Genomic DNA, 22,308 nt, shown 5'->3' with positions numbered 1-22,308 from the left:
TTAAATGCCTCCTTATTCAGACCAATCGTTACGGAATTGCTTACACTTTACTTCAATATCATCCAGCATAGCAAGTAATCGATCAATCTCTTCAACACCAGCTTCTTCTGGGTCGATTGAATCCAGTACATTCATTACTAAATCTAACCTGCGGTGTAAGTAATCCATTTGTTCTTTCTTGTTGTGAATAGCTCCGCCCACTCGTAATCGCTCCTTTATAGTACATTTACCTTTATATTCTTTCGATTTAACATGCCATACGTAACGTACTCTTCATTAAAACTGCTTAAAGTTTAACAGATTCAATTGATCGGGACAACTAAGGAGCGGGGTGTCAATTGTTGTTAAGTCTTTTTCTTACTTTCTATTTACGTTATGATTAGGGTTAGTATGAGAATTCATGATGTTTTGCATGTTGCATATGCAGAACTGTAACTAAAGTAAGGAGTTCGATTTTTTTGAATCAAACATTACCAAAAATCACCCCCTCCTATGATCCATGGGAGGCTTATGAAGATATCATCTCTTTTGGCAGACAAGAACTTACAAACATTGAGTTCACTACGACTACCCTCTGTAATATGAGGTGTGAACATTGTGCGGTCGGTTACACCCTGCAGCATAAAGACCCGACTCCCCTGCCGCTTGATTTACTTATTAAGCGATTAGATGAAATTCCCCATTTAAAAGCATTTAGTATTACTGGCGGAGAACCTATGCTCTCGATGAAATCCGTCGATCAATATGTCGTTCCGTTACTAAAATATGCGCATGAACGTGGAGTCCGTACACAAATCAACTCCAACTTAACACTTGATTTGAAGCGGTATGAAAAAATCATTCCATATCTCGATGTTCTTCATATCTCTCATAATTATGGAAGTGTAGATGATTTTGCGGAAATTGGATTTGCGGTAATGGATCGTAAACCGAGCTATGAGCAGCGTGCGGCTCTATTTGAACGTATGGTCAGCAACGCAAAAGAATTAACAAAAAGAGGGGTTATCGTATCTGCGGAAACGATGATTAACAAACGAACGCTTCCTCACTTAGATAAGATCCATCAACAGATTGTAGAAATGGGCTGTCAAAGGCATGAGGTGCATCCTATGTACCCTAGCGACTTCGCTTCCACTCTTGAAGTGGCCTCATTAGATGAAATCCGTGCTGGCATCCACCAACTCCTTGACGTGCGAGACCCTGATACATGGATGTTATTTGGTACTTTACCATTTTACCCTTGCAGTGATAACGCGGATGACCTTCTCCTTCAAAAGAGGTTGTTTAGCGAGAAGAATGTAACGGTACGAAATGATCCAGACGGCCGTTCACGCTTGAATGTAAATATTTTTGACGGGGACATTATCGTGACTGATTTTGGAGATACACCACCTCTTGGCAACATCACAAATACATCTTTAAATGAGGCGTACGAAACATGGCGAAACACCGAATTAAACAAGTCTTTATCTTGCCACTGTGCTTCCGTTAAATGTCTTGGACCCAATGTCCTTGTAAAAGATGCATACTATAAAGAGATAGATTTCACGAAACGCAAATCAAATATTTAACGAAAAAGGAGCTTGTCCACGAGGACAGCTCCTTATTTCCCGTATGAACGAGCAGGTGAGGGAGAATTGTATCCTTTGAAAAGATACAATTCTCCCTCGCACCGACGCATATGTTAGTTGAAGTAATGCAATTACTCGAGACTAGCGCAATTAACCCGTCAAAACATATAATTCCATGAAATATAGACGCAATCAGCTCACGAACTAACGTATAAACGACTCCAATCATACAATTACCCCAACCTTAAGCTCAGCCTTAATACTATTTAGGCTGATTCGCGGCAATAAAGGCAAAGGATAAATGATCTTGAACAGGAATCCAGGCCCCTACCCCTTGCTGTGTTACATTTTTCACTTCAAGTTTGCGTTTGCCGCCTTTAAACGTTAAATACACTTCTCCGTAAGTCACTTTTCCCTTTTCATGTGCTGCTGGCACATAGCTATGCAAATATCCTACCTGCTTAGGGGCAATATGATACGAATTATTCTTTTTCGTTCCTTGGCCAATGACTGTATCAAATGCGAGCGGTAAATTCGTATGCTCAGCTGCTTTAATCATCATCATTTTCTTTACTGCTTCACTATTTGGTATTTTTGCTGTTAACCCGCCATTCACACGTTTTTGTTGTTCCTGAGTATAGGCAAGCTTTTGCGGAGACTGTCCCCCGCGATTATCGATGAAATTAGTGTTCACTTTCTGATATTCCCAGTTCACTTCGGTTCCATTTGATTCATAAGCTAACGGCCATTCACCCAAGTAAATAGAAGCACGGAACCCAATTGCCAGCTTGGAATCGTTAATGGTTGATTCATTAAAAATCCGGATAAGATCGGGGTTTTCAATTTTCACATCTGTTGTACCTAGTAACTCTTCAGCTAACGTGCTCGGCTGAAGATAAGGAAGGTCTTGGGTAGGGTTTGTGTACGTATTCTCTTTAGAAATAGGCAAGACTGAGCTTGGAATGGTAAAATCTTTCTTTTCTTCAGTGACTTTTTCATCTTTACCATCTTTCCCTTCACTATCTCCTTGGGCCATTACTGTATATGGTGCGCTTTGAAATGAAATACACACAAAGAGAAGCATCATAAGAACCGATATTGTCCGCTTCATCATTATTTCCTCCTTAATTTAAATGTTTTTGTTAACGGTAGTGTAAGCAGGAAATAAAAAAATATCCGTCGCTTTCCGTTTCCTCTTCTTTTTGGTACGGTATAGGAATAGAAAGGATGATGAGGGATGCACATACTATTTATCGGGGCTGGTCGAATGGCAGAAGCTATTTTCGCTGGAATTCTTCATAAAAACGATAGAGATGTAAAAGTTACCGTTACAAATTTACATAATAAAGAAAAATTAGCTTCCTTAAAAACACGCTATCATATCGAAACAATCAATCATTGGAGCGAGGGGATTGATGAGGCAGATACGATTTTGCTTGCTTGTCCCCCTAGTGCCCATGACCAGTTATTAGAAGATCTTTCTCCGCGTATAAACGGTCAATTTGTCATTACCGTTGCTGCAGGTGTGGATCCAACTTTCTTAGAGGCTCGCCTGCCAAATAAAACACCAGTTGCCTGGGTTATGCCCAACACAGCAGCAAGCGTTGGCAAATCGATGTCAACCTATACATACGGACAACATGTTAACGAAGCTCATAAAGAACAGCTTCAAATGATTTTGAACTCCATAGGCGCATCAGAACAATTGACCGAAGATCAGATCCACAACCTTACAGCAGTTACTGGGAGTGCTCCTGCTTTCTTATATTATTTCACAGAAGCATTACAAGTTGCGGCTGCTGAATACGGACTTAGTCAAAATCAAGCTGAGAAGCTAGTCCAAGAAATGGTTATAGGAAGTGCTGAAATGCTAAAAACATATAAAGATCCAGCTTTGTTAAGAGAGCAAGTAACCTCTCCTGGCGGTGCAACAGATGCTGGCCTGAAATCGTTAGAGAAAAATCATTTTCAAGCAGCCATTATGGAAGCAGTTAAAGCGACGAATGACCATGCGAAAGCTAAGAAAAATTAAGAAAAGGACTGACATTATGTCAGTCCTTTTTTCTTATGCTTCTTTTGTGCCATAAACCATTTTCTCAAGTTTAGGGAAGAAAAACTGAATCATCGGCCCAATTAAAAAGGTAACTAAAATCGTTCCCACACCAATCGGCCCGCCTGCAAAGAAAGCCGCGATTAATGCTGTCACCTCTCCAATCGTCTTTGCAACCATCAGTTTAACCTTGAACAAGTCTTGTAAGACAAACATAAAACGATCAATTGGGATGACAGCAAATTTAGCTTGAAGATATGTTGCAATACCTAAAGCCATCATCACGATCCCTACGAATAAAACAATGTATTGCAAGATCACTTCGGTTATAAACATATTAGGAAATACGATTAACAGCCAAAAATCAATAAAGAACCCTAATACCACAATTGTGATTAAAGAAAGAACTTCCGGCTTTGATTTCGATAATAATGCATTCAAAATTATTAAGATGATCCCGATGAAAATAACCCAGTTCCCTACTGTAAATGGCGTCATTAATGACAAACCAACATTTAGAGCATCCCATGCACCTGCCCCAAGCCCAGCTAAGATCGTCATTGTAATTCCAAAGGACAAAATTAAGAGCCCTACTAAATAAAACAGCCCTCGTTTAACTGATACAGACATTCACTATTCCTCCATCATATTACTTTTTCCAACTTTACCACTATACCTTATTTCGTTCCTTCTGTGTGCTTTATCACATCTTCACTTATCTTTCGCCAATTTCCGAGGAAATAATAGCTTGCTGCGATGATACTGCTCACTACAAAGCTCATTCCCATACCAACTGCGATGCCTCTCTCACCGAGCCATTCAGCAAATAGATAGGTTAGCGGAAAACGCAGCACCCAAAACGAAATGATATTTAATACGAGGACTTGTACCATCGCTCCAGAGGCACGAACAATTCCATTTAACACGAAGTTAATTCCTAAAAACGGATAAAAGAAAGCGATCGTTTGCACATACATCGCACCAAATGCAACGGTTGCAGGGTCTTGAATAAATAAAGACACAAAGTACTCTGCAAATAAAAACATGATAGTGCTGATCAGCAGAGTGACAGCTACAATCAACTTGATTGCCTCTTTGGCAACCTCGCGAACACGCTCCCACATTCTAGCGCCTATATTTTGACCAGCCATGCTATTTACAGCAGAACCAAGGGTAAGTGCTGGCAGCATAATAATACTATCAAGCCGCTGAGCAGCTCCAAATCCAGCTACGACGTCTTCACCAAAGCCTGTTACAACTGTCATAATCGCTAAAATACCAGCTGAGATAGCCATCATTGAGAGTCCGGCTGGCAATCCCATTTTAAAGAGGACGACAAAATATTTTCGCTCAGGAAGTGTCGGAATACTAAAGGGCACACCTGCACGTAAAATCGAGTACAACAGCCCATAAATAAAAGCTGTACCTTGTGCGATAATCGTTGCATAAGCCGCACCATCTATACCTAGGTTAAACACGCTGATAAACAAGGGATCTAAAATGGCGTTTAAAATGACGGCGAGCATGACAAATCGAATGGGAGTCTTACTATCCCCAAGCGCTCTGAGTACCGTCCCAATAAAATTATAGCCAAATAAAAACAAGATCCCAATAAAGTTTATTTTCAAGTAGGATTCAGCATAAGGTAAAATCGCATCGGGAGTTCCCATGGCACGCAAAATACTACCTGAAAAAAGGAACCCAATAGCACCTAATATAAGAGCGAGTGATCCAAGAACAAAAACGAACGCATTCAATGATTCTTTAAGTCCCTTCTCATCATTCGCTCCTTTTCGTTGAGAAAGAACTGTTAACGTCGCACCATTTACTCCGATAATAAATGATAAAATCGTAAAGACGACCGTAGCCGAGATCGAGATTGCTCCTAATGCATTGGTTCCAAGTAAGTTTCCGACCCAAAGAGAGTCAACAAACTGATACGAGGCTTGTAGCATATTAGCAAAAAAGATCGGCCAAGAGAATAGAATCATCTTCTTCCTAATACTGCCCTCTGTAAAATCAATTTGCTTAGTCTGCGCGGTTTTCATATAAATCCCTTCTATTCATATTAGCTTCAATTCATTTTAATTCTCATTATTTATCCAAGCCTCATTATAGTATGAAATAGGTTTTAATAAAAAGAGTAAGCCCTGCTGACCATGTTAGACCAGCAGGGCGGAAAAGGTTTATTTTAATTCAAAGGACTCAGTAATCTCAATACTTTCTTTCACTGATTGTACCATTGAGCAGTTTTTTCTTGTTACTTCTAATGACTTTTCAATTTTTTGCTCACTAGCATCACAGCCTCTAATCGTAAAGTGCATATGTACAGCTTGGATTTCTTGCGCTCCTTCTGTATTGCGTACTACATCTGCTTTAATATGAATATCCTCATAGGCAACTCTCTTTTTCTCGAGCACCTTGCGTAAAACTCCTCCGCTGCATACAGCAATCGAAGAAACGAGCAGCTGATAAGGTCTGAAGCCGTGCTCGGCATTTCCAGAAACCTGTAAAGTTCCAAATTCCACATCCGTTTCAAAGCCATTTTCTTTCATTTTAAATTCCATCATACATCCTCCTTTATTTCTTCCTACACTTAATACTAATCCCCTGTATCATCTTCTATTGTACCATTTTTTCTCCAAACTTCATCGTTTGATAGTCAGAAGGATAGATAGAAGGTACAATAGACGATGTTGTATGTAAATGAAAAGAGGTGAACCCTGATGATACGTGAACAACAAGAGGAAAACCGCCCTTTATACCGCTTAATCGTCTTAATAATTATGGTTGCCATAGCAGGCTTTGCCCAAGGAATGCTTTTGCCTCTTTTAGCTATTATGCTAGAAGATGCTGGCGTCTCATCATCCCTTAACGGCTTAAATGCAGCAGCTCTTTATATTGGTGTTCTGCTTGCTTCACCTTTTATCGAGCACCCTGTAAGGAAGTATGGATATAAGCCTGTCATTACGATCGGTTTAATTCTTATGATCACCTCTCTTTTATTACTTCCTGTATGGCAGGCTTTTTGGTTTTGGTTTATCCTTAGAATCATTATTGGCATCGGCGATAATATGGTTCATTTTGCTACACAAGTATGGATTACAACGACCAGTACACAGGAAAACCGTGGTCGAAATATATCATTGTACGGTCTCGCTTTTGGCTTAGGGTTTGGAGCAGGTCCATTTATGACTAGGCTTTTAGCCATCAACGAATGGCTGCCATTTTTAATATCTGCCGGCCTTAGTTTACTCGCATGGTTATTAATTCTTCAAATGAGAAACGAGTTTCCTTTATCTGACTTGGAAACCGGAAGCAAGCTTTCAACATGGAGTCGTTATAAGGAAGTATTCAAACTTGCATGGTTTGCCTTTCTGCCGGCCTTTGGATATGGCTTTCTTGAAGCATCTCTTCACGGGAATTATCCTGTTTATGCGCTGAGGTCAGGTATGACAATAGAGCTCGTATCCATTCTTTTGCCAGCCTTTGTAATTGGGGGTCTGATTACTCAATTGCCGCTGGGTCTTCTTAGTGATCGTATCGGCAGAAAACGAATCTTGTTAATTCTATCCGCCCTTGGTGCCTTCTGTTTTTTTGCAATGATCACTTTTGAATCATCTAGCACAATCCTATTTATCTTATTTATTTTGGCTGGAGCGTTTGTCGGCTCCTTCTTTTCTCTAGGAGTTATGTACTTAGCCGATCTTATCCCTGCCCACCTTTTGCCGACTGGAAACGTGATGATGGCGATCAGTTTTGGCGTAGGAAGTATGACAGGGCCGCTTATCGGGGGTGTGTTTATTGATATCTTTGAATCAGGCAGTATTTATTATTCGATTGGCGGCATGCTCCTCTTCATCTTAGTAACAGGAACGTTATTTAAGTCTGCTCAAACGAATACAAACCAAGAAGTTACGTTATCCAAATAATAAGAAACCCTCATTCTAAAAAGAATGAGGGTTATATGTTTTAGTGATATCCATTTTGTTTATTAGCAGAACTGCTTGTCTTATGATTGTTGGCATGTTTATGCCCAGAGTGATGTGCATTTGCTTTTGGCTTTTTCTTCTGGCTCATATCAGACACCTGCCTTTTTGAAAGTAATGGAGGTGACCGACGCAATGTGGCCACCTCCATTTCACCATAACCTAAAACAGATATTCTTTATTCAATGAACAATCTGGGGTCGTAACGATCTTTGTTTTTAGGAGACACCTCACTCAATATTGTAAAAAACATATTGTTAAGAACAAATGTTAAAAACAATCTGAACGTACTAGTAATACTCCTTCAATGTAATCACCTCATGTAAGGATCTTACTCAAAATTCGCAACTTGCCTATTGTACCTCTGAACAACTTCTTGCCTTAGGGTTGGTGGTAAGAACAGCAGATCAACTGCCGTCCTCAAACATTATGATGTCCGCAATTTATGATATTATGCGCCAGTTTTATTCTTTATTTTTAAGTTGCTTTACTTCTTCGGCAGCTTCCTTCGTTGCTTGAATAATCTCTTCTGAACTTTCCTTCAGGTGAGCTGCAGTCTCAGAAAGTTTTTTAACATCTTCTGATATATCACGGATAACTTGAGAAACTTCTGTAGCTGTTTCACGCACTTGATCAAAAATCTGCTGGCGATTATCACGGATAAATGTCACCGCTTCTGTTGTGCCTTCTTTTAAATCAGTTACTTCTTCTTTAAGTTTTTGACGCCATTCTTTTTTTGCGAGTACAATCGTTAATGCAACAGCCCCGCCAATCCATAAACCTTTGCAAAGCGACTGGCACCCTTTTTTTTCCGTTTCCATTACAACTTCCTCCTTAAGTAAATGCTCTTTCTCATTATTTTACCAATAATTGAGCTGAAATAGAAACGAATGTTGTCTGAATAATTAAATCTTAGTTATATAATGAATGATTGACCATTCATTTTGCTTTAAAATAAATAAAATCTCCATCATTGATCTCAGACACTAAATCATCCTGTGCTAATAAATCAAGGTGCCCGAACACTTCAGAAAATGTTAATTCCGGCTGTTTTTCATGGCTTCTGCCAAACATCTTTGCACCCAGCTCATTGACTGTCATCGGACCTTCTTTTAAGTGGCCATAAATAACTTTCGCTCGTTCCTCTTGAGAAGCTAAGCGTTTGTCTACTAAAGTTGCTACGTCCTTAATTTTTTCTCCATGTCCTGTATAAAGTTCTTTAATATCAAGGTCTTTTAACTTTTGAAGAGAATCGCGGTATTGTAATAATGTTTTCGGCCTCTCTTCTCCATCTAAAGGGGCTTCAAGCAAGGCATTTGAAGAAACAGATGCTAATAAGACATCTCCTCCTATGGCCATACGGTCAGTGTCTCTAATAAAAAATAAATGACTTTGCGCATGACCTGGTGTTTCCACTACCTGCCAATGAGGCAATCCAGGGAGCGTATCGCCTTCACTGATGAAAATATCTACATTGGTTCGGTCAACAAAATGTAGATAACCTAATGACGAACGTTCAATGACTTTTAACTGATTTTCATTTAGGCCGTGCTGCATATAAAAGGTTTTGAAATAGCTGGCATACTGCTCAAAAAACACCCGGTCTCGCGACAACCACAGCTGATTTAATTTATGCCCGATCACTTTAGCATGAGGAAATGAAGCAGTGAGCCCAACATGATCAGGGTGATGATGAGTGAGAACAATTTGTTCAATATCATTCATCATGTAGCCAATTTCTTTAATTCGAGATTTTAAAACGTTTAATCCTTCCTCTGTTTTGGGGCCTGTATCTACTAAAGTAAGGACAGCGCCTTCAATGAGGTAACAATTCACAGGACCTACAAGAAAAGGCGTAGGTATCGTTATACAATGAATTTTCTCGGTCTTGACGGTCATCACAATACTCCTTCCATTAACATAATAAAAAGAAGATGCTTAACAGCTGTTAAACATCTTCATCTTAACATTAATTGTAAGCTTGTGTAAGAAAATGATCTGTTTCAAGAGGCTCAAAGCCTTCTTGTTGAACTTTCTTTAATTCATTTAACTCATGAGTAAGACTTTCAATCTTCCTTTGTAGATCCTCAAATTTCTTCTTTTCTGATACTGTCATGCCTCTCTCCTCCTATACGTTTCTCTGTGTATTTTGGGAATAAACCCAGCTGTCGAACAATCGTTCAACTAACGAATGGGTTAATCCAATGAACTTTCTTTAAATGTTAAAAATATTCTAACAATTAAACAACCTCTTGTAAACACCTATTTTTTATGGTAAGCGCTTACATTCAAAATTAATTTTTTCCAGTTCTAGAATGAACAAAAAGAGCATATCATGGTGAGATGATATGCTCCTTTTAGAACCGTCTAAGATGTCTAAGCAACAATTCTTCATACAACAATTGATTATAAATAATTTGAAGGGATTGACTGAAATATACGGATGCATATAGCATCTGATTCATTAAACTCTGCATATGGAGTTTTCTTCTTTCTGTTCTTGTCAATTGGGTTGTAAGTCCTTCCTCATATGAAGAAGGACGTCTAAAAATTTCTTGATCCACCTCCGGCCACCTTCCGTTTAGTTGATAATACACGCTCCTAAGCCAATCATAATGTCTTCTTCTGCTTTCTAATATTTGCTTCCATAAAAAAGAAGCTTGCTCACTAGGAGAAATAACAGAGAGATAATCAATCATCAATACATCTGAACTCTCCGTCTCCATCAAATCCTCTAACATCTCATTCACTTCTATCGTTTGTCTAAACGCAGATCTGTCCATTCCAACACCCTTTCCACGTTTTTACCATCCTATGCGTTCAAATGAATCAATAGAAATGTTCGACATCATCCGTCATTTTTCACCTTTATCAAAAAATTGTAACAATTTAACCTGTATATACGTCTTTTTCTTGTTATAATTACTGTACAGCAAGGTTTTACCCCCTTGTTAATAAAATGTATAAGGAATGGTGCTAAATGAGACGTCAAACGGTTAATTTTGATAAATTAGTACTTGAAAATAAAAAACAATTACTAAATGACCCTGAATTTCTCGATAAGCTTGAGAAGCGGCTAGAAGAGAAAAAGATTGCTTCACAAAAAATTAAACATTCATAAATATATAAACCACCTGTCCATTATTCAGTGTATTGCTTCTGAATGGATGAGGTGGTTTTTTTATGCTGGAAAATATAGTGCATAATTCCATTAACCCTGACACAAAGTAATGACAGCGCTACATACTACTGTGATGGACTTACATCAGCTAGAAGGGAACGAACTAGATGGATAATGTACTATTAGCACGTAGCTTATTCGGATCATCAATGGCCTTTCATATTATTTTTGCCACACTAGGTGTTGGGATCACATTAATGATACTGCTGGCTGAAATACTACGGCTGATCAAAAAAGACGAGGACTACGGGTTACTTGCCAAAAGATGGACAAAAGGTGTGGCGATCTTGCTTGGAGTCGCGATCCCATCAGGAACAATCGTAGCTGTCATGCTGTCTTTATTATGGCCGGGCTATATGGAAATTGTCGGACAAGTCATTGCCCTGCCGTTTCAAATTGAGATCTTTGCCTTCTTTATCGAAGCTCTCTTTCTGTCTATTTACGTGTATGCTGCAGACCGCCTCTCTCCCACAATGCGGATTATCACTGTATTCTTTGTCGCATTAGGGGCGACGGCTTCTGCTGTATTAATTACTGATGCGCATGCCTGGATGAATACGCCGAGGGGGTTTGATTATGTAGATGGAGTCGTTTCAAATGTCCGCCCTCTTGAAGCTGTATTCAATCCCAGTATTTATGTAACGGCTATGCATGTACTGGGAAGCGCTTATATGACTGGCGCCTTTATGTTAGGTTCTGTTGCTGCGTATAAGCTGTTTCGCGGAGGGTTAACTGCTCGTGAAACAACCTATCACAAGAAAGGGCTGATGCTCTCGCTTGGTGTCGCCCTCGCTATGTCATTTTACACGGCTAATAACGGCCATGACACAGCAATCATGCTGCATGAAGAAATACCTGTGAAACTGGCTGCGGCTGAAGGATTGTTTGAAACACAGGACAATGCACCGCTTGCCATACTAGGCACTCCGGATCCTGAAGCAGGACGAGTGATTGGAGGAATTGAAATTCCAGGGATGCTAAGCTGGCTTGCGACTGGTTCAACCGACGGGGTAGTCCAAGGATTAAACGACTTTCCTCGGGATGAGTGGCCGCCTTTATTCGTCCATACGTTATTTAATGTCATGGTTGGGATTGGGACCGTTCTGTTAGGACTTGCCGGTATCTTTTGGGTCATTTGGTTTTTGGGAAGAAAAAAACAAAAAGCATTTCCAAAATGGCTTTTAGGAGCACTTGTGTTATGCGGACCGCTTTCAATGATCGGCATTGAAACGGGTTGGATTTTCAGCTGTACCGGCAGACAGCCTTGGACGATTTTCGGAGTGCAAAGAACAGCCGAAGCCGCGACAAATTCCGGAAACTTAGGCATGCTCTTCTTTTTATTCCTGACTCTTTATTTGAGCTTGCTCGTACTGACTGGTCTTGTCATGTATTTTTATTTCAAGAGAAATCCTGTCACTCACGAGCTGCATTCGACGACACCTACAGCTTAAATCATGCTTTAAATAGAAGGGAGTTTAAAAGATGGAAAATGTCTATATTGCCATTATCATTTTGTGGGTGTTCTTATTTGTCTACGCCATTGCAGGCTCTATTGATTTTGGCGCAGGTTTCTGGGCGATGTTTTATCGTAAGCGAACGGACACAAAAGCTGCAAGTATTGCGAATAGGTATCTCTCACCTTCATGGGAAGTAACGAATGTTTTTTTAGTACTCCTTGTCGTGGCTCTTGTCGGTTTCTTTCCAGGAGCTGCCTCTTCACTAGGTACAATTATGATCGTTCCTTTTTGCCTGGTGTTAATTCTGTTAACGATCCGGAGTGCCTTTATGGTGTATTCATATTCCGTACAGAAATATACGAATATGCTTGTCATCATCTCAGGTGTGACCGGCTTATTAATTCCAGCCCTGCTTATTAGTATACTGCCTGCAGCAATCGGCGGCTTTGTAGAGACAGTAGGAGACAGGCAATATGTATTAGTGAACCAGCTTTTCACAAGCCCTACCTTCTACACTCACCTTGGCTTTGGAATTAGTACAGAGCTGTTTTTATCTTCACTATTATTAAGTGATTATGCAAGAGAAGCCAATTCTGAAGAGACCTACCATGTGTATAGAAAAAATGCGATTATTCTTGGTCCGATTACTCTGGCGTTTGCAGTCGCTGCGATTTTCACGTTAATTCCTGAAGCATTCTGGATGTTTGAAAATATGGCGAACGAATGGCTTTTGTTCTCGCTATCCTTGTTAGCATTCAGCATAGGGTACAGTGCGCTTTGGTGGCCGTCAAAAAAAGTAAGTGTAGGGCAACCTAGAGCAGCTGTCCTTTTAATTGCTGCCCAGTTCGGCCTTGCAAGCTTTGCTTACGGGTCCGCCCACATGCCTTATTTCCTCTATCCTGATGTCACAATTTATGATGCGTTTACAAACGACACGATGTTTGGTCTGCTTCTGATTGGATACGGGGTGGGGATGGCGGTGCTTGTGCCGATCTTCATTTTCTTCTGGAGATTATTCATGAAAGATAAACGTTATTTGAAGCAAGAGGGCTAACATTTAATACCCCATCTGAAAAGGAAGTGCCCGCGCTAGCTAGCATGTGTAGAATCAGATTGGCACGTGACCAATTATAAGTTTTTACCTTGTTTATGCGTCCGTTGAGGAGCTCAATGCGTGCATGTTTCGAGGTATTGCGTCGTTTACGGGCTAAATTGCGCCTATCTCTTCGTATTGCGTCGCTTCAACCAATTTATGCGTCCGTGTGAATTGGAATTGTATTCATTGACTGAGGATATGCGCCTCTTCCCATGGATCAAACGAAAGAAGCTGCTCCTAAGCGGGACAGCTTCTTCTTACGTATTAACGATCAATTTTAAATGTTTTCACAAGCTGCTGCAGCTCTTCGGCCATTGTTGTCAGCGCATGAGCAGAAGACGTTACTTCTTCCATCGATGCCAATGTTTCTTGAGCCGAAGCACTTACTGTCGAACTGTGCTCTGATGATTCTTTGGCAATATCCGTCATCTCATTTACAGAATATGAGACAACCTCTGATCTCTCAGCCATTGTTTGAGCAGTATCATTGATTTGTTCGATCTGCTCGTTCATTAATTCAATGGCCTCGCTAATCGCTGTAAATTTACGATCGGTATCATTTGCCGTAACAAGTCCTTCCTGTACCTCTTCTTTTACAAGCCCCATCATGGTAACAGAATGTTTTGTTTCATTTTGCATTTCAGAAATAAGATCATTAATTTTCAACGTACTGTCTGAAGATTGTTCAGCAAGTTTTCTCACTTCATCTGCTACAACCGCAAAGCCTCTTCCATGCTCCCCTGCTCTCGCTGCTTCAATTGCTGCATTTAATGCAAGCAAATTCGTCTGATCTGCAATCCCGCGGATCACATCCAAAATGCCTCCAATCTCCTCTGCCTTAGTAGACATTCCTTGAATCGCCTTATCTGAATCTTTGACAGATTGATCGATTGCTTTCATTTTGTCGACGGTCTCACGGACAAGCTTGCCCCCATCTGCAGCATACTGACGAGATTTTTCGGACTGTTCCTCAACTGCAGCAGTACTTACAGCCATTTCTTCTACACTAGATGAAACTTCACCTAATAAAGTATTACTTTTTGCCGCTGTAGCTAATTGATCGTCACTGCCTTTCGCAATCCTCTCGATAGCCGACGCTGTATGTTCGGTTGCTCTTGAAGTCTGTTCAGCACTTGCTGAGAGTTCCTCAGATGCTGCTGCCACTTGATCTGAATTGTATAAAAGCTGGCCCACAAGTGTACGCAGCTGTTCTTGCATCACAGCAAAGGAAGCAGATAGCGCTGCGATCTCATCATTCCCTCTCACTCTTGCTGTATTAACAGTCAAATCTCCATTTGCCATTCTCTCAGCAGCGGATTTCATTTCTTTTAATGGCTTTGTCAACAGCATTGATAAGGCAATACCAATCCCAATTGCAACTAAGAAGGCCACAATACTAATTACAACTGTTAACACAATCGCATTTCTTACCTCACTAGCAATAGCTGATGCCCGTTCTGCTCGGTAATCTTGAATTTGTGCAGTAAATTGGTCCGCTTCGTTAATCATATCTCTCGCGATCGGCTGGACTTCATTATTGACGATTGCAATTGCTCCTTCAGGATTAAGCTGAAATTGATTAATTGCAGTATTAGACAGTTGTAAATAGCTTGCATTTAATTCCTCAAGAAGCTCCATCCGCCCAGCAGTCTCACCATCAGGTACGAGTTGCTGCAACTCTTCTATGTAGAGATTCACTTGTCGGTTATAATCATAAAACCGCTCAAGCATCTCACGTTCACCTGTTAATAAATATCCTCGTAAATTACTGCTCGTACGATTTAAATTACTTTCCATACGAAGGGTCGTTACTTCAAGATCTCGCACAAAACCAGTTAACTCCTGATATGATTGATCAACATTTTTAACATTTATGTATGAAAAAACACTAGCAATACTGAATATGATAGCTACCACCACAAACCCTGCTATCATTTTTTGAGCTACTGATCCCCTTTTCATCGGCTTCTCTCATCCCCCATTTTTTCGCAATATTTGTTGAATTTAATCGATTGCAAATATATAGTACCATAACCTCTCAATAAATAGTTATTTTTGTTACCTATTTTACCGGTAATAAAGTCCTGTTTTAAGAGAAATTAAAAGAACCAAGGAAATCATCTCCTTGGTTCTGTCTATTATTTATCTGTTAATCTCATAAATTCGTCTACATCAGCTAAAACGAGGTCAATTGCTTCCTGCCAGAATTCTTTTGTAGTGAGGTCTGCTTGTAGATGCTTCATAGCAAGCTCTTCTACATTCATACTCGCTGTATCTTCAAGCAAGGATATATAATCATCTTCAAATGATCTTCCCGCTTCTAGTGCACGCTTATAGATTCCCATACTGAACAAGTAGCCAAACGTATATGGGAAGTTGTAAAAAGGGACTCCTGTAATATGGAAATGGAGTTTAGATGCCCAGAAGGTCGGTGAGTAATTTTCAAGCTGATTTCCATATGCTTCACGCTGAGCCTCTTCCATTAAAGCATTTAGTTCACCAGTAGATACAAGTTTCTCTTTACGAGCCTCATAGAATCGCGTTTCAAATAGGAAGCGGGCATGAATATTCATAAAGAAAGCAAGCGCACGGTTTACTTTATTTTCAAGTAATGAAAGTTTTACATCCGCATCCTTCGCTTCATTTACTAGAGCATCGGCTACGATTGTTTCTGCAAATGTAGAAGCCGTTTCTGCTACATTCATTGCATAACGCTGTGCAAGCGGCTGCTTCGTTTTTAAACAATGACTGTGATAGGCATGACCTAACTCATGAGCCAATGTCGCCACATTCGCCATAGAACCGTCATAGGTCATGAAGATTCGAGATTGTTTCGATACAGCAAACGAAGTGCAAAAGCCGCCAGGACGTTTACCAGCTCGGTCTTCTGCCTCTACCCAGCCATCACGCAGGGCTCCTTCAGTGAAACTCGCAAGCTTTGGACTAAATTTATTAAAATGCTTAATAATTAAATCACAAGCATCATCGTAAGAAATAGAAGCATCCCCCTCGGTCGGAAGCGGTGCGTGAACATCATGCATCGCAAGCTTTTCGACTCCAAGCAATTTTGCTTTACGATTCATAAATTCATAAAAGCGCGGTTTATTATCATTAATCGCTTCCCACATCGCGTTAAGCGTCTTCTCGCTCATTCGATTAATATCTAGCGGTTCTTTTAATACGTGATCCCAGCCTCTTGCTTCGTACAATTTCAAGCGAAAACCCGCTAGATGATTAAGAGTGGATGTGAATAAAGGGGCTTCTTTCTGCCATGCCTCTTCAGAAACATCAAATGCCTGCTCTCTTGTTTTGCGATCTGCGCTATTCAGGCGGTTTTGGAGCTGGCCTGCTGATAATAATTTGGTTTCGCCGTTCTCTTCAAATGGAATCTGCATGCGTCCCACTGCTTGATTATATACCGTTCCCCACGCATGGTACCCGTCAACAGCAAGAGCTGCAGCAAGCTTCTCCTCTGCAGGGTTTAATTTTTCATCGGCTGCTTTCTTTTTTTCTTCTAGATTAAAGGCAATTTCCCTTAAAGATTCTGTATTTATCAGAGCCGTCCACTCATCTGCTGTCAGATCTGTTAACTTTTCTTCTAAGCCTACCGTGACATTTTGTACAGAAGTAAACAGCTCTTGTACGCTCCCTTGCCAAAGGGATGCCTTTTCATCTTTCACATCCTGCGCAGTAAGACAGCTGACAAATGCTCCAGCTTCTCTAGCATGCTGCATTAAGGTTTGAAGGTCATGAATGAAAGATTCTAGCTCATTAAGAGATAAGGATTGCTGTAATCTTTCGTTTAGCTCCTTGCTCATTTCATTTGCCTTTTGTACAAATGTCTTAAATTCCTCAGAATCACTGCCTCCTTTAAAGAAGGTCTCTAAGTCCCACACTTGAGGGTATTTCATATGTATGTTCCTCCTTGAATATTTCGTAATCCGTACTAACCTAACTTTAACAAACCTTTTTCTATACCGCTATAAGATTTTGAACATTTAAAAAAATAAAAAATAGACGATGACTACCTAAAGAAGTCGCTCCTGCTTACAGCGACTGTTGATTTACACTCCAGGTACACGCTTTCTGCAGGCGGCACCAGTTACCTCCTCGTCGGTTTTCTCTAGCCGGATACCTATTAGCCCCGTACAATATGAAAAAGCCTACCCTGCTGTAGTTGTTGCTTTCCGCTGCAGGCGCACGCTTTCCGCGGGCAGCACCAGTTGCCTCCTCGTCGATTTGCTCTAGCAGGATACCTACTATAGCCACACAAAATGTGAAAAGGCCCTCCCTGCCATAAGTGTTGATTTCCGCTGCAGGCGCACGCTTTCCGCGGGCGGCCCGGGAGCCTCCTCGTCGTTACATACACTCCTGTGGGGTCTCCCTGGTCACGCGCATCCCGCTGGAGTCGGCGCCTTCTGCTCCAATCAACAGAGGAAGGATGTTATATAATGCACCCTTATCGAACTTGTTCGTTGCTCAGTGATTTAGTAAACGGAGGACGGTTCAGATTTTGAACTGAGCCTAACTAAATCGCTCCACATAATCATTACAAAATGCAATAACCCAAGCGGATGAACTATGCGGAGACTCCTGCGGTGCCTAGAGCAGGATTAACCCTACACACCGCCATGCCCCAGAAATAAGCCGCCGTATAGCAACGCCCCTGCTATGACTAGAGCAGGGTGTACTTTCCACCTTTCAAGAAGCAGATAGCTAATAACAATAAGAAAGATCGTTTGAACCCATCCTGAGTTGAATACAGATGTATCAAAGAACTCAAAGGCAAGGACGCCTAGTAAAATAGCAATGGTAGGCTTAATAAGTCCGGTCATCCTTTTCACACGAGGAGAATCTTTGAACTTATACAAAATGCCCAATAAGAAAATCATAATAATTAAAGAAGGAGCAATTGTTGCAAATAAAGCAACAGATGCACCGAGTACACCACCTACTTCATAGCCGATATAACCTGCCATTTTTGTGGCAATCGGTCCCGGCAGCGCATTTCCAATAGCAAGCAGCTCTCCAAATTCTTCTACTGTCACCCACCCATAGCGGTTGACAACCTCTGTCTGGATTAGAGGAATAGACGCTGGTCCTCCCCCATAGCCGACAATACCAGGAATGAAGAAGGCTAAAAACAACTCCCAATAAATCATGATGCCGCCCCCTCTTTTTCACGTCTCGGACGTACAGCTAATCCGTACACAATTAATATCCCAATCACAATGGCAGGATGAATGCCTAAAAGTTGATAAGCAGCTAAACTCACGATACTTAGAACGATTGTTACAGCAAGACCAATACCTTTTTTAGACTGCTTTAGAAATTGCATCGTTAAAACGAACAGCATCACGCCGACAACCGGGGCCACTGCAGCTGTCATTCCAGCCACCACACGCGACTCTCGAAATGACGATAAAAGACCGATCAGCCCGACCATTAAAAGAACAGTAGGCAGAACTGTCGCGATGAGGCTATTGATTAAACCAACCCATCCCCCTACTTTGTAGCCGATATAGCCCGCCATTTTTGTCGCAATTGGACCCGGCAGCGCATTTCCAAGCGCTAATACGTCCGCAAACTCTTGATCATTCATCCAGCCAAAGCGCTCGACCACTTCCTTATGGACAAGCGGAATGGTCGAAGGACCTCCTCCGTATCCAAGGATGCCCGAACGAAAAAAGGCAATAAATAAGTTTCTTTGCAATGTAATATCCATTCTCCCACTCCCTGCAAAACGTTCCTGCTAACATTTATATAGTATATTAATGATTACATAATACCTTATTAAACTTACAAAATGAACATTTTTTGATATATTTGATTCCTTTTTATTATAGACTACTCTTCAAACAAAGACATTATGTTTGCTCAAACCAAAAGTGACAGATGATTTTTGGTTATATATAATAAACGTAGCCTAATGAATAAGTGGTGAATGAGATGAAAATAGATGCAACAGACCGAAAGATTCTAGCTTTGCTTACTGATAACGGCAGGATGTCTTATGTTGATATAGCTAAAGAATTAGGGCTCTCACGTGTGGCGATCAGGGAGCGAATTCATCAGCTCCAAGAAGAAGGAGTCATTGAGAAGTTCAGTGTCGTTATCAACTCTGATAAAGTCGGTAAATCCGTCTCTGCGTTTTTTGAAGTGGATTGTGAGCCAACCTCTCTTGTTCAAGTGGCTGAGACCTTAGCTGAAAACCCTAAGGTGGCTAGCTGCTATCAAATGACCGGACCAAGCACTCTGCATATGCATGTCCTAGTCGAAGACTTCGATCAATTAGAGAACTTTATCAATGAAGAGCTGTATGCACTTGAAGGGATTACCCGCGTAGAAAGCCATATTCTCCTGAGACGATTTAAGAGCCGAAGCGGATTAAAACTATAATAATTAGAACACTGTTTTTAAGCCGTATTTTTTAGGTACTCTGCCCGTTTTGCGTAATTTTACGTAAAACATTATTTCTGAGAAGGAACATTATGGTGAGACAGTTTCTAAATAAAAAACAAAAACAGGTTCAAACCAAATAGGATTGAACCCGTTTTTTATTCACATTACCAAGCTGCTACTTCACCGTCTGTACGATGTTCTGTGCCTCCTGCTAGTACGCCCGTCTTGGGATCTCTCCAGATAATCTGTCCTCTTCCAAATGGACCTCCTTCAAGAGCGACTTGAATGTCATGACCTTTTCTTTTTAAGGCTTGTGCTAAATGAGAAGGCAAGCTTCCTTCTACATGTACTGTTTTCCCTTCTGACCACATCCAGCGTGGTGAATCTAGAGCAGCTTGCGGATTCAGATGAAAATCAACTGTATTCATCACCACTTGAACATGTCCTTGCGGCTGCATAAAGCCTCCCATTACACCAAATGGTCCTACTGCCTCATCGCCTTTGGTTAAAAAGCCCGGAATAATAGTATGATAGGTTTTCTTGCCAGGCTTCAAACAGTTGTCATGGGTTTCATCTAAAGAGAAATTATGACCACGGTTTTGCATCGCAATGCCCGTTCCCGGAACGACAATACCAGAACCGAAGCCCATATAGTTGCTTTGAATAAAGGAAACCATATTCCCCTCACCATCAGCTGCAGCAAGGTAAACAGTTCCTCCTCTTGGCGGCGTTCCTGGCTCCGGTGTGAGCGCTTCCTCACCAATCAGCTCTCTGCGCTCTTTGGCATAGCTTTCTGAAAGCAGGGCATCCGGTGTCACCTTCATGTCTTTTGGATCGGTAATGTATTTCATTCCATCAATAAATGCAAGTTTCATCGCTTCGATTTGTTTATGAAGGGTATCAACTGAATCTTTCTCGGTAAATTCATAGCCTTCTAGAATCTTCAGCGCTTCTAATGCAATCAGACCTTGGCCATTAGGCGGGATTTCCCACACATCATATCCACGGTAAGAAACAGAGATCGGTTCTACCCACTCAGGTTGGTACGCTTCTAAGTCCTCCTTGCGTAAATATCCATTATATTCTTTAAAATAAGCATCAATCTGATCGGCAATTTCTCCTGTGTAAAAATCTTCTGCATCTGTTTGGGCAATCTTTTTTAACGTAGCAGCATGACCAGGAGATTTCCACATTTCTCCTGCACGCGGAGCACGCCCTTCTGGTGCAAACGTCTCAAACCACGCCTTAAATTCTTCTCCTTTAAACAGCTTAGAAAAGGTAGTAAATGCCCCATTCCAATATTTAGCAAGAGTTGGCGAAACCGGAAAGCCACCTTCAGCATAATCAATCGCTGGTTTAAGCACCTCTGTCAAAGGAAGCTTACCAAATTTCCTAGATAGCTCAGCCCACGCACGCGGGGTTCCAGGAACCGTGACTGGTGTCATCCCGAATGTAGGGAGCTCCTTATCATGTCCAGCAGCCTTTACGGCATCAATTGATAAAGCGTTCGGCGCTTGACCGCTGCCATTTAATCCGTGAAGCTTGCCATCTACCCACACTAGCGCAAAGCAATCTGAGCCAATTCCATTAGATGTCGGCTCTACAACTGTCAGACAGGCTGCAGTAGCAATAGCTGCATCAATTGCATTTCCGCCCTGTTTCAAAATGTCTAAACCCGCTTGAGCGGCAAGCGGCTGTGAAGTAGCAACCATTCCCTTCCGGCCATAGACGACATTCCTCTGGGAAGGATATGGATACATTTGCGGATCATGTTGTACATTCATTTAAAATTCCTCCTTGTTAATCAAATGATATATTTCTAGTCAAATAAGAAAGAAAAATATTAATTTTCTTACAATATGTATATTTTTTATTATATTACTAGTTTTTTTGTACGTAAAGCTAGAACTACCTTTTTAAAAATTGATTGATCAGAGTCTATACCCATGATATGGTAATAGAAATTTTACCCAAATGGAGGCCTGTGCTATGTTTTATCACCATATTCGTGAAGATCTCGCTTTAAAATTAGTCGCTGTACAAGACGTTGAAGAAACGTTTCAACTGATAGACCGCAACCGTGCTTATTTAAAAGAATGGCTTCCTTGGGTTGATTACTCGAAAACAGCAGAAGATACTAAATCGTTTGTACTTGCTAACTTAAAGAATTTTGCCGAACAAAAAAGCCTAACCACCTACATTGTCTATAACAAACAAATTGCAGGTATTGCTAGTTTTAATACAATTGATTGGAACAATAAGAGTGTCTCCATCGGCTATTGGATAGGGCAGGAATTCGAAGGGAACGGCATCGTGTCTGATTCAGTCAAAGCATTAACCAACCATGCTTTTCATGATCTCGGTTTAAACAGGGTTGAGATACGAGCAGCCGTTCAAAATGAAAAAAGCCGTGCTGTAGCTGAGCGGCTTGGTTTCATACAAGAAGGAATTGTTAGAGAAACGGAATGGCTATATGACCATTATGTCGATCATGTCATTTATTCGATGTTAAGACGAGATTGGAAAGCACTACAAGCCTGAGACTTTGTTAAGTCTCAGGCT

23 protein-coding genes are annotated in these 22,308 nt (G+C 40.9%); 8 read left to right on the top strand and 15 right to left on the bottom strand.

Features of this window, described 5'->3' with window-relative positions; all coding sequences use genetic code 11:
• Positions 1–12: 12 nt before the first annotated feature.
• Positions 13–201: an SE1561 family protein gene (locus PQ478_RS02975; RefSeq protein WP_012957551.1), complete on the bottom strand. Its 189-nt coding sequence runs from the start codon at positions 199–201 to the stop codon at positions 13–15.
• Positions 202–458: 257 nt separating this feature from the next.
• Between PQ478_RS02975 and yfkAB the strand changes: the two genes are divergently transcribed.
• Positions 459–1,571, top strand: coding sequence for a radical SAM/CxCxxxxC motif protein YfkAB (gene yfkAB / locus PQ478_RS02970; RefSeq protein ID WP_289235791.1), 1,113 nt, complete (start codon positions 459–461; stop codon positions 1,569–1,571).
• 262 nt (positions 1,572–1,833) lie between these two features.
• On the opposite strand, the gene PQ478_RS02965 is transcribed toward yfkAB, so the two are convergent.
• On the bottom strand, positions 1,834–2,682 hold the full coding sequence (locus PQ478_RS02965; protein ID WP_012957549.1) for a YfkD famly protein: 849 nt from the start codon (positions 2,680–2,682) through the stop codon (positions 1,834–1,836).
• 126 nt (positions 2,683–2,808) lie between these two features.
• On the opposite strand from PQ478_RS02965, the gene proC reads away from it, so the two are divergent.
• Positions 2,809–3,603 carry a pyrroline-5-carboxylate reductase gene (gene proC / locus PQ478_RS02960; protein WP_075684187.1) on the top strand — a complete coding sequence of 265 codons (795 nt, stop codon included), beginning with the start codon at positions 2,809–2,811 and terminating at the stop codon, positions 3,601–3,603.
• Between the two features lie 33 nt (positions 3,604–3,636).
• Here the strand turns inward: proC and PQ478_RS02955 are convergent, their stop codons facing one another.
• The 3 genes from PQ478_RS02955 to PQ478_RS02945 form a co-directional block, all read right to left on the bottom strand.
• On the bottom strand, positions 3,637–4,251 hold the full coding sequence (locus tag PQ478_RS02955; RefSeq protein ID WP_012957546.1) for a YczE/YyaS/YitT family protein: 615 nt from the start codon (positions 4,249–4,251) through the stop codon (positions 3,637–3,639).
• Positions 4,252–4,298: 47 nt separating this feature from the next.
• Positions 4,299–5,669, bottom strand: coding sequence for an MATE family efflux transporter (locus tag PQ478_RS02950; protein WP_289235790.1), 1,371 nt, complete (start codon positions 5,667–5,669; stop codon positions 4,299–4,301).
• A gap of 138 nt (positions 5,670–5,807) precedes the next feature.
• Entirely contained in the window at positions 5,808–6,188 is a 381-nt protein-coding gene (locus PQ478_RS02945; RefSeq protein ID WP_075683391.1) for an OsmC family protein, read from the bottom strand.
• 159 nt (positions 6,189–6,347) lie between these two features.
• On the opposite strand from PQ478_RS02945, the gene PQ478_RS02940 reads away from it, so the two are divergent.
• Positions 6,348–7,553, top strand: coding sequence for an MFS transporter (locus PQ478_RS02940; RefSeq protein WP_289235789.1), 1,206 nt, complete (start codon positions 6,348–6,350; stop codon positions 7,551–7,553).
• Positions 7,554–7,593: 40 nt separating this feature from the next.
• Here PQ478_RS02940 and PQ478_RS02935 read toward each other — a convergent pair whose 3' ends face one another.
• The 5 genes from PQ478_RS02935 to PQ478_RS02915 form a co-directional block, all read right to left on the bottom strand.
• On the bottom strand, positions 7,594–7,746 hold the full coding sequence (locus tag PQ478_RS02935; protein WP_158305547.1) for a hypothetical protein: 153 nt from the start codon (positions 7,744–7,746) through the stop codon (positions 7,594–7,596).
• Between the two features lie 328 nt (positions 7,747–8,074).
• Positions 8,075–8,431 carry a hypothetical protein gene (locus PQ478_RS02930; protein WP_012957542.1) on the bottom strand — a complete coding sequence of 119 codons (357 nt, stop codon included), beginning with the start codon at positions 8,429–8,431 and terminating at the stop codon, positions 8,075–8,077.
• Between the two features lie 118 nt (positions 8,432–8,549).
• Positions 8,550–9,509 carry an MBL fold metallo-hydrolase gene (locus PQ478_RS02925; RefSeq protein WP_289235788.1) on the bottom strand — a complete coding sequence of 320 codons (960 nt, stop codon included), beginning with the start codon at positions 9,507–9,509 and terminating at the stop codon, positions 8,550–8,552.
• Between the two features lie 70 nt (positions 9,510–9,579).
• Positions 9,580–9,726: a hypothetical protein gene (locus PQ478_RS02920; RefSeq protein ID WP_012957540.1), complete on the bottom strand. Its 147-nt coding sequence runs from the start codon at positions 9,724–9,726 to the stop codon at positions 9,580–9,582.
• A 241-nt stretch (positions 9,727–9,967) separates the two neighbouring features.
• Positions 9,968–10,393 (bottom strand): hypothetical protein, encoded by a 426-nt coding sequence (locus PQ478_RS02915; RefSeq protein WP_012957539.1) that lies wholly within the window; start codon positions 10,391–10,393, stop codon positions 9,968–9,970.
• A gap of 197 nt (positions 10,394–10,590) precedes the next feature.
• Between PQ478_RS02915 and PQ478_RS02910 the strand changes: the two genes are divergently transcribed.
• The 3 genes from PQ478_RS02910 to PQ478_RS02900 all read left to right on the top strand — a co-directional run bounded on the left by PQ478_RS02910 (position 10,591) and on the right by PQ478_RS02900 (position 13,302).
• On the top strand, positions 10,591–10,731 hold the full coding sequence (locus tag PQ478_RS02910; RefSeq protein WP_012957538.1) for an FbpB family small basic protein: 141 nt from the start codon (positions 10,591–10,593) through the stop codon (positions 10,729–10,731).
• A gap of 167 nt (positions 10,732–10,898) precedes the next feature.
• Entirely contained in the window at positions 10,899–12,242 is a 1,344-nt protein-coding gene (locus PQ478_RS02905) for a cytochrome ubiquinol oxidase subunit I (protein ID WP_289235787.1), read from the top strand.
• A gap of 31 nt (positions 12,243–12,273) precedes the next feature.
• Positions 12,274–13,302, top strand: a complete 1,029-nt coding sequence (locus PQ478_RS02900; protein ID WP_022629872.1) for a cytochrome d ubiquinol oxidase subunit II — start codon at positions 12,274–12,276, stop codon at positions 13,300–13,302.
• 306 nt (positions 13,303–13,608) lie between these two features.
• Here PQ478_RS02900 and PQ478_RS02895 read toward each other — a convergent pair whose 3' ends face one another.
• From PQ478_RS02895 to PQ478_RS02880, 4 genes are all read right to left on the bottom strand, one after another.
• On the bottom strand, positions 13,609–15,306 hold the full coding sequence (locus tag PQ478_RS02895; RefSeq protein WP_289235786.1) for a methyl-accepting chemotaxis protein: 1,698 nt from the start codon (positions 15,304–15,306) through the stop codon (positions 13,609–13,611).
• A gap of 176 nt (positions 15,307–15,482) precedes the next feature.
• A complete protein-coding gene (locus PQ478_RS02890) occupies positions 15,483–17,255 on the bottom strand; it encodes a M3 family oligoendopeptidase (protein ID WP_289235785.1) in 1,773 nt (590 codons plus the stop codon).
• A gap of 708 nt (positions 17,256–17,963) precedes the next feature.
• On the bottom strand, positions 17,964–18,506 hold the full coding sequence (locus tag PQ478_RS02885; RefSeq protein ID WP_289235784.1) for a chromate transporter: 543 nt from the start codon (positions 18,504–18,506) through the stop codon (positions 17,964–17,966).
• On the bottom strand, positions 18,503–19,069 hold the full coding sequence (locus tag PQ478_RS02880) for a chromate transporter (protein WP_289235783.1): 567 nt from the start codon (positions 19,067–19,069) through the stop codon (positions 18,503–18,505). The genes PQ478_RS02885 and PQ478_RS02880 overlap by 4 nt, the downstream gene beginning before the upstream one ends.
• A 224-nt stretch (positions 19,070–19,293) precedes the next feature.
• On the opposite strand from PQ478_RS02880, the gene PQ478_RS02875 reads away from it, so the two are divergent.
• Positions 19,294–19,743 (top strand): Lrp/AsnC family transcriptional regulator, encoded by a 450-nt coding sequence (locus tag PQ478_RS02875; RefSeq protein ID WP_022629866.1) that lies wholly within the window; start codon positions 19,294–19,296, stop codon positions 19,741–19,743.
• Positions 19,744–19,910: 167 nt separating this feature from the next.
• On the opposite strand, the gene PQ478_RS02870 is transcribed toward PQ478_RS02875, so the two are convergent.
• On the bottom strand, positions 19,911–21,530 hold the full coding sequence (locus PQ478_RS02870) for a gamma-glutamyltransferase family protein (protein ID WP_289235782.1): 1,620 nt from the start codon (positions 21,528–21,530) through the stop codon (positions 19,911–19,913).
• 205 nt (positions 21,531–21,735) lie between these two features.
• On the opposite strand from PQ478_RS02870, the gene PQ478_RS02865 reads away from it, so the two are divergent.
• On the top strand, positions 21,736–22,287 hold the full coding sequence (locus tag PQ478_RS02865) for a GNAT family N-acetyltransferase (RefSeq protein ID WP_075683382.1): 552 nt from the start codon (positions 21,736–21,738) through the stop codon (positions 22,285–22,287).
• The last annotated feature ends 21 nt before the right edge of the window (positions 22,288–22,308 follow it).

It is taken from the genome of Alkalihalophilus pseudofirmus, from assembly GCF_029094545.1.
GTDB lineage: Bacteria > Bacillota > Bacilli > Bacillales > Bacillaceae_D > Alkalihalophilus > Alkalihalophilus pseudofirmus.
This window is presented reverse-complemented; position numbering and strand designations above follow the sequence as displayed.

Excerpts from the sequence above, each read along its gene's own strand:
- PQ478_RS02965 (WP_012957549.1), bottom strand. The coding sequence starts at position 2,682 with ATGAAGCGGACAATATCGGTTCTTATGATGCTTCTCTTTGTGTGTATT.
- proC (WP_075684187.1), top strand. The coding sequence starts at position 2,809 with ATGCACATACTATTTATCGGGGCTGGTCGAATGGCAGAAGCTATTTTC.
- PQ478_RS02955 (WP_012957546.1), bottom strand. The coding sequence starts at position 4,251 with ATGTCTGTATCAGTTAAACGAGGGCTGTTTTATTTAGTAGGGCTCTTA.
- PQ478_RS02950 (WP_289235790.1), bottom strand. The coding sequence starts at position 5,669 with ATGAAAACCGCGCAGACTAAGCAAATTGATTTTACAGAGGGCAGTATT.
- PQ478_RS02945 (WP_075683391.1), bottom strand. The coding sequence starts at position 6,188 with ATGGAATTTAAAATGAAAGAAAATGGCTTTGAAACGGATGTGGAATTT.
- PQ478_RS02940 (WP_289235789.1), top strand. The coding sequence starts at position 6,348 with ATGATACGTGAACAACAAGAGGAAAACCGCCCTTTATACCGCTTAATC.
- PQ478_RS02930 (WP_012957542.1), bottom strand. The coding sequence starts at position 8,431 with ATGGAAACGGAAAAAAAAGGGTGCCAGTCGCTTTGCAAAGGTTTATGG.
- PQ478_RS02925 (WP_289235788.1), bottom strand. The coding sequence starts at position 9,509 with ATGACCGTCAAGACCGAGAAAATTCATTGTATAACGATACCTACGCCT.
- PQ478_RS02920 (WP_012957540.1), bottom strand. The coding sequence starts at position 9,726 with ATGACAGTATCAGAAAAGAAGAAATTTGAGGATCTACAAAGGAAGATT.
- PQ478_RS02915 (WP_012957539.1), bottom strand. The coding sequence starts at position 10,393 with ATGGACAGATCTGCGTTTAGACAAACGATAGAAGTGAATGAGATGTTA.
- PQ478_RS02910 (WP_012957538.1), top strand. The coding sequence starts at position 10,591 with ATGAGACGTCAAACGGTTAATTTTGATAAATTAGTACTTGAAAATAAA.
- PQ478_RS02905 (WP_289235787.1), top strand. The coding sequence starts at position 10,899 with ATGGATAATGTACTATTAGCACGTAGCTTATTCGGATCATCAATGGCC.
- PQ478_RS02900 (WP_022629872.1), top strand. The coding sequence starts at position 12,274 with ATGGAAAATGTCTATATTGCCATTATCATTTTGTGGGTGTTCTTATTT.
- PQ478_RS02895 (WP_289235786.1), bottom strand. The coding sequence starts at position 15,306 with ATGAAAAGGGGATCAGTAGCTCAAAAAATGATAGCAGGGTTTGTGGTG.
- PQ478_RS02890 (WP_289235785.1), bottom strand. The coding sequence starts at position 17,255 with ATGAAATACCCTCAAGTGTGGGACTTAGAGACCTTCTTTAAAGGAGGC.
- PQ478_RS02885 (WP_289235784.1), bottom strand. The coding sequence starts at position 18,506 with ATGATTTATTGGGAGTTGTTTTTAGCCTTCTTCATTCCTGGTATTGTC.
- PQ478_RS02880 (WP_289235783.1), bottom strand. The coding sequence starts at position 19,069 with ATGGATATTACATTGCAAAGAAACTTATTTATTGCCTTTTTTCGTTCG.
- PQ478_RS02875 (WP_022629866.1), top strand. The coding sequence starts at position 19,294 with ATGAAAATAGATGCAACAGACCGAAAGATTCTAGCTTTGCTTACTGAT.
- PQ478_RS02870 (WP_289235782.1), bottom strand. The coding sequence starts at position 21,530 with ATGAATGTACAACATGATCCGCAAATGTATCCATATCCTTCCCAGAGG.
- PQ478_RS02865 (WP_075683382.1), top strand. The coding sequence starts at position 21,736 with ATGTTTTATCACCATATTCGTGAAGATCTCGCTTTAAAATTAGTCGCT.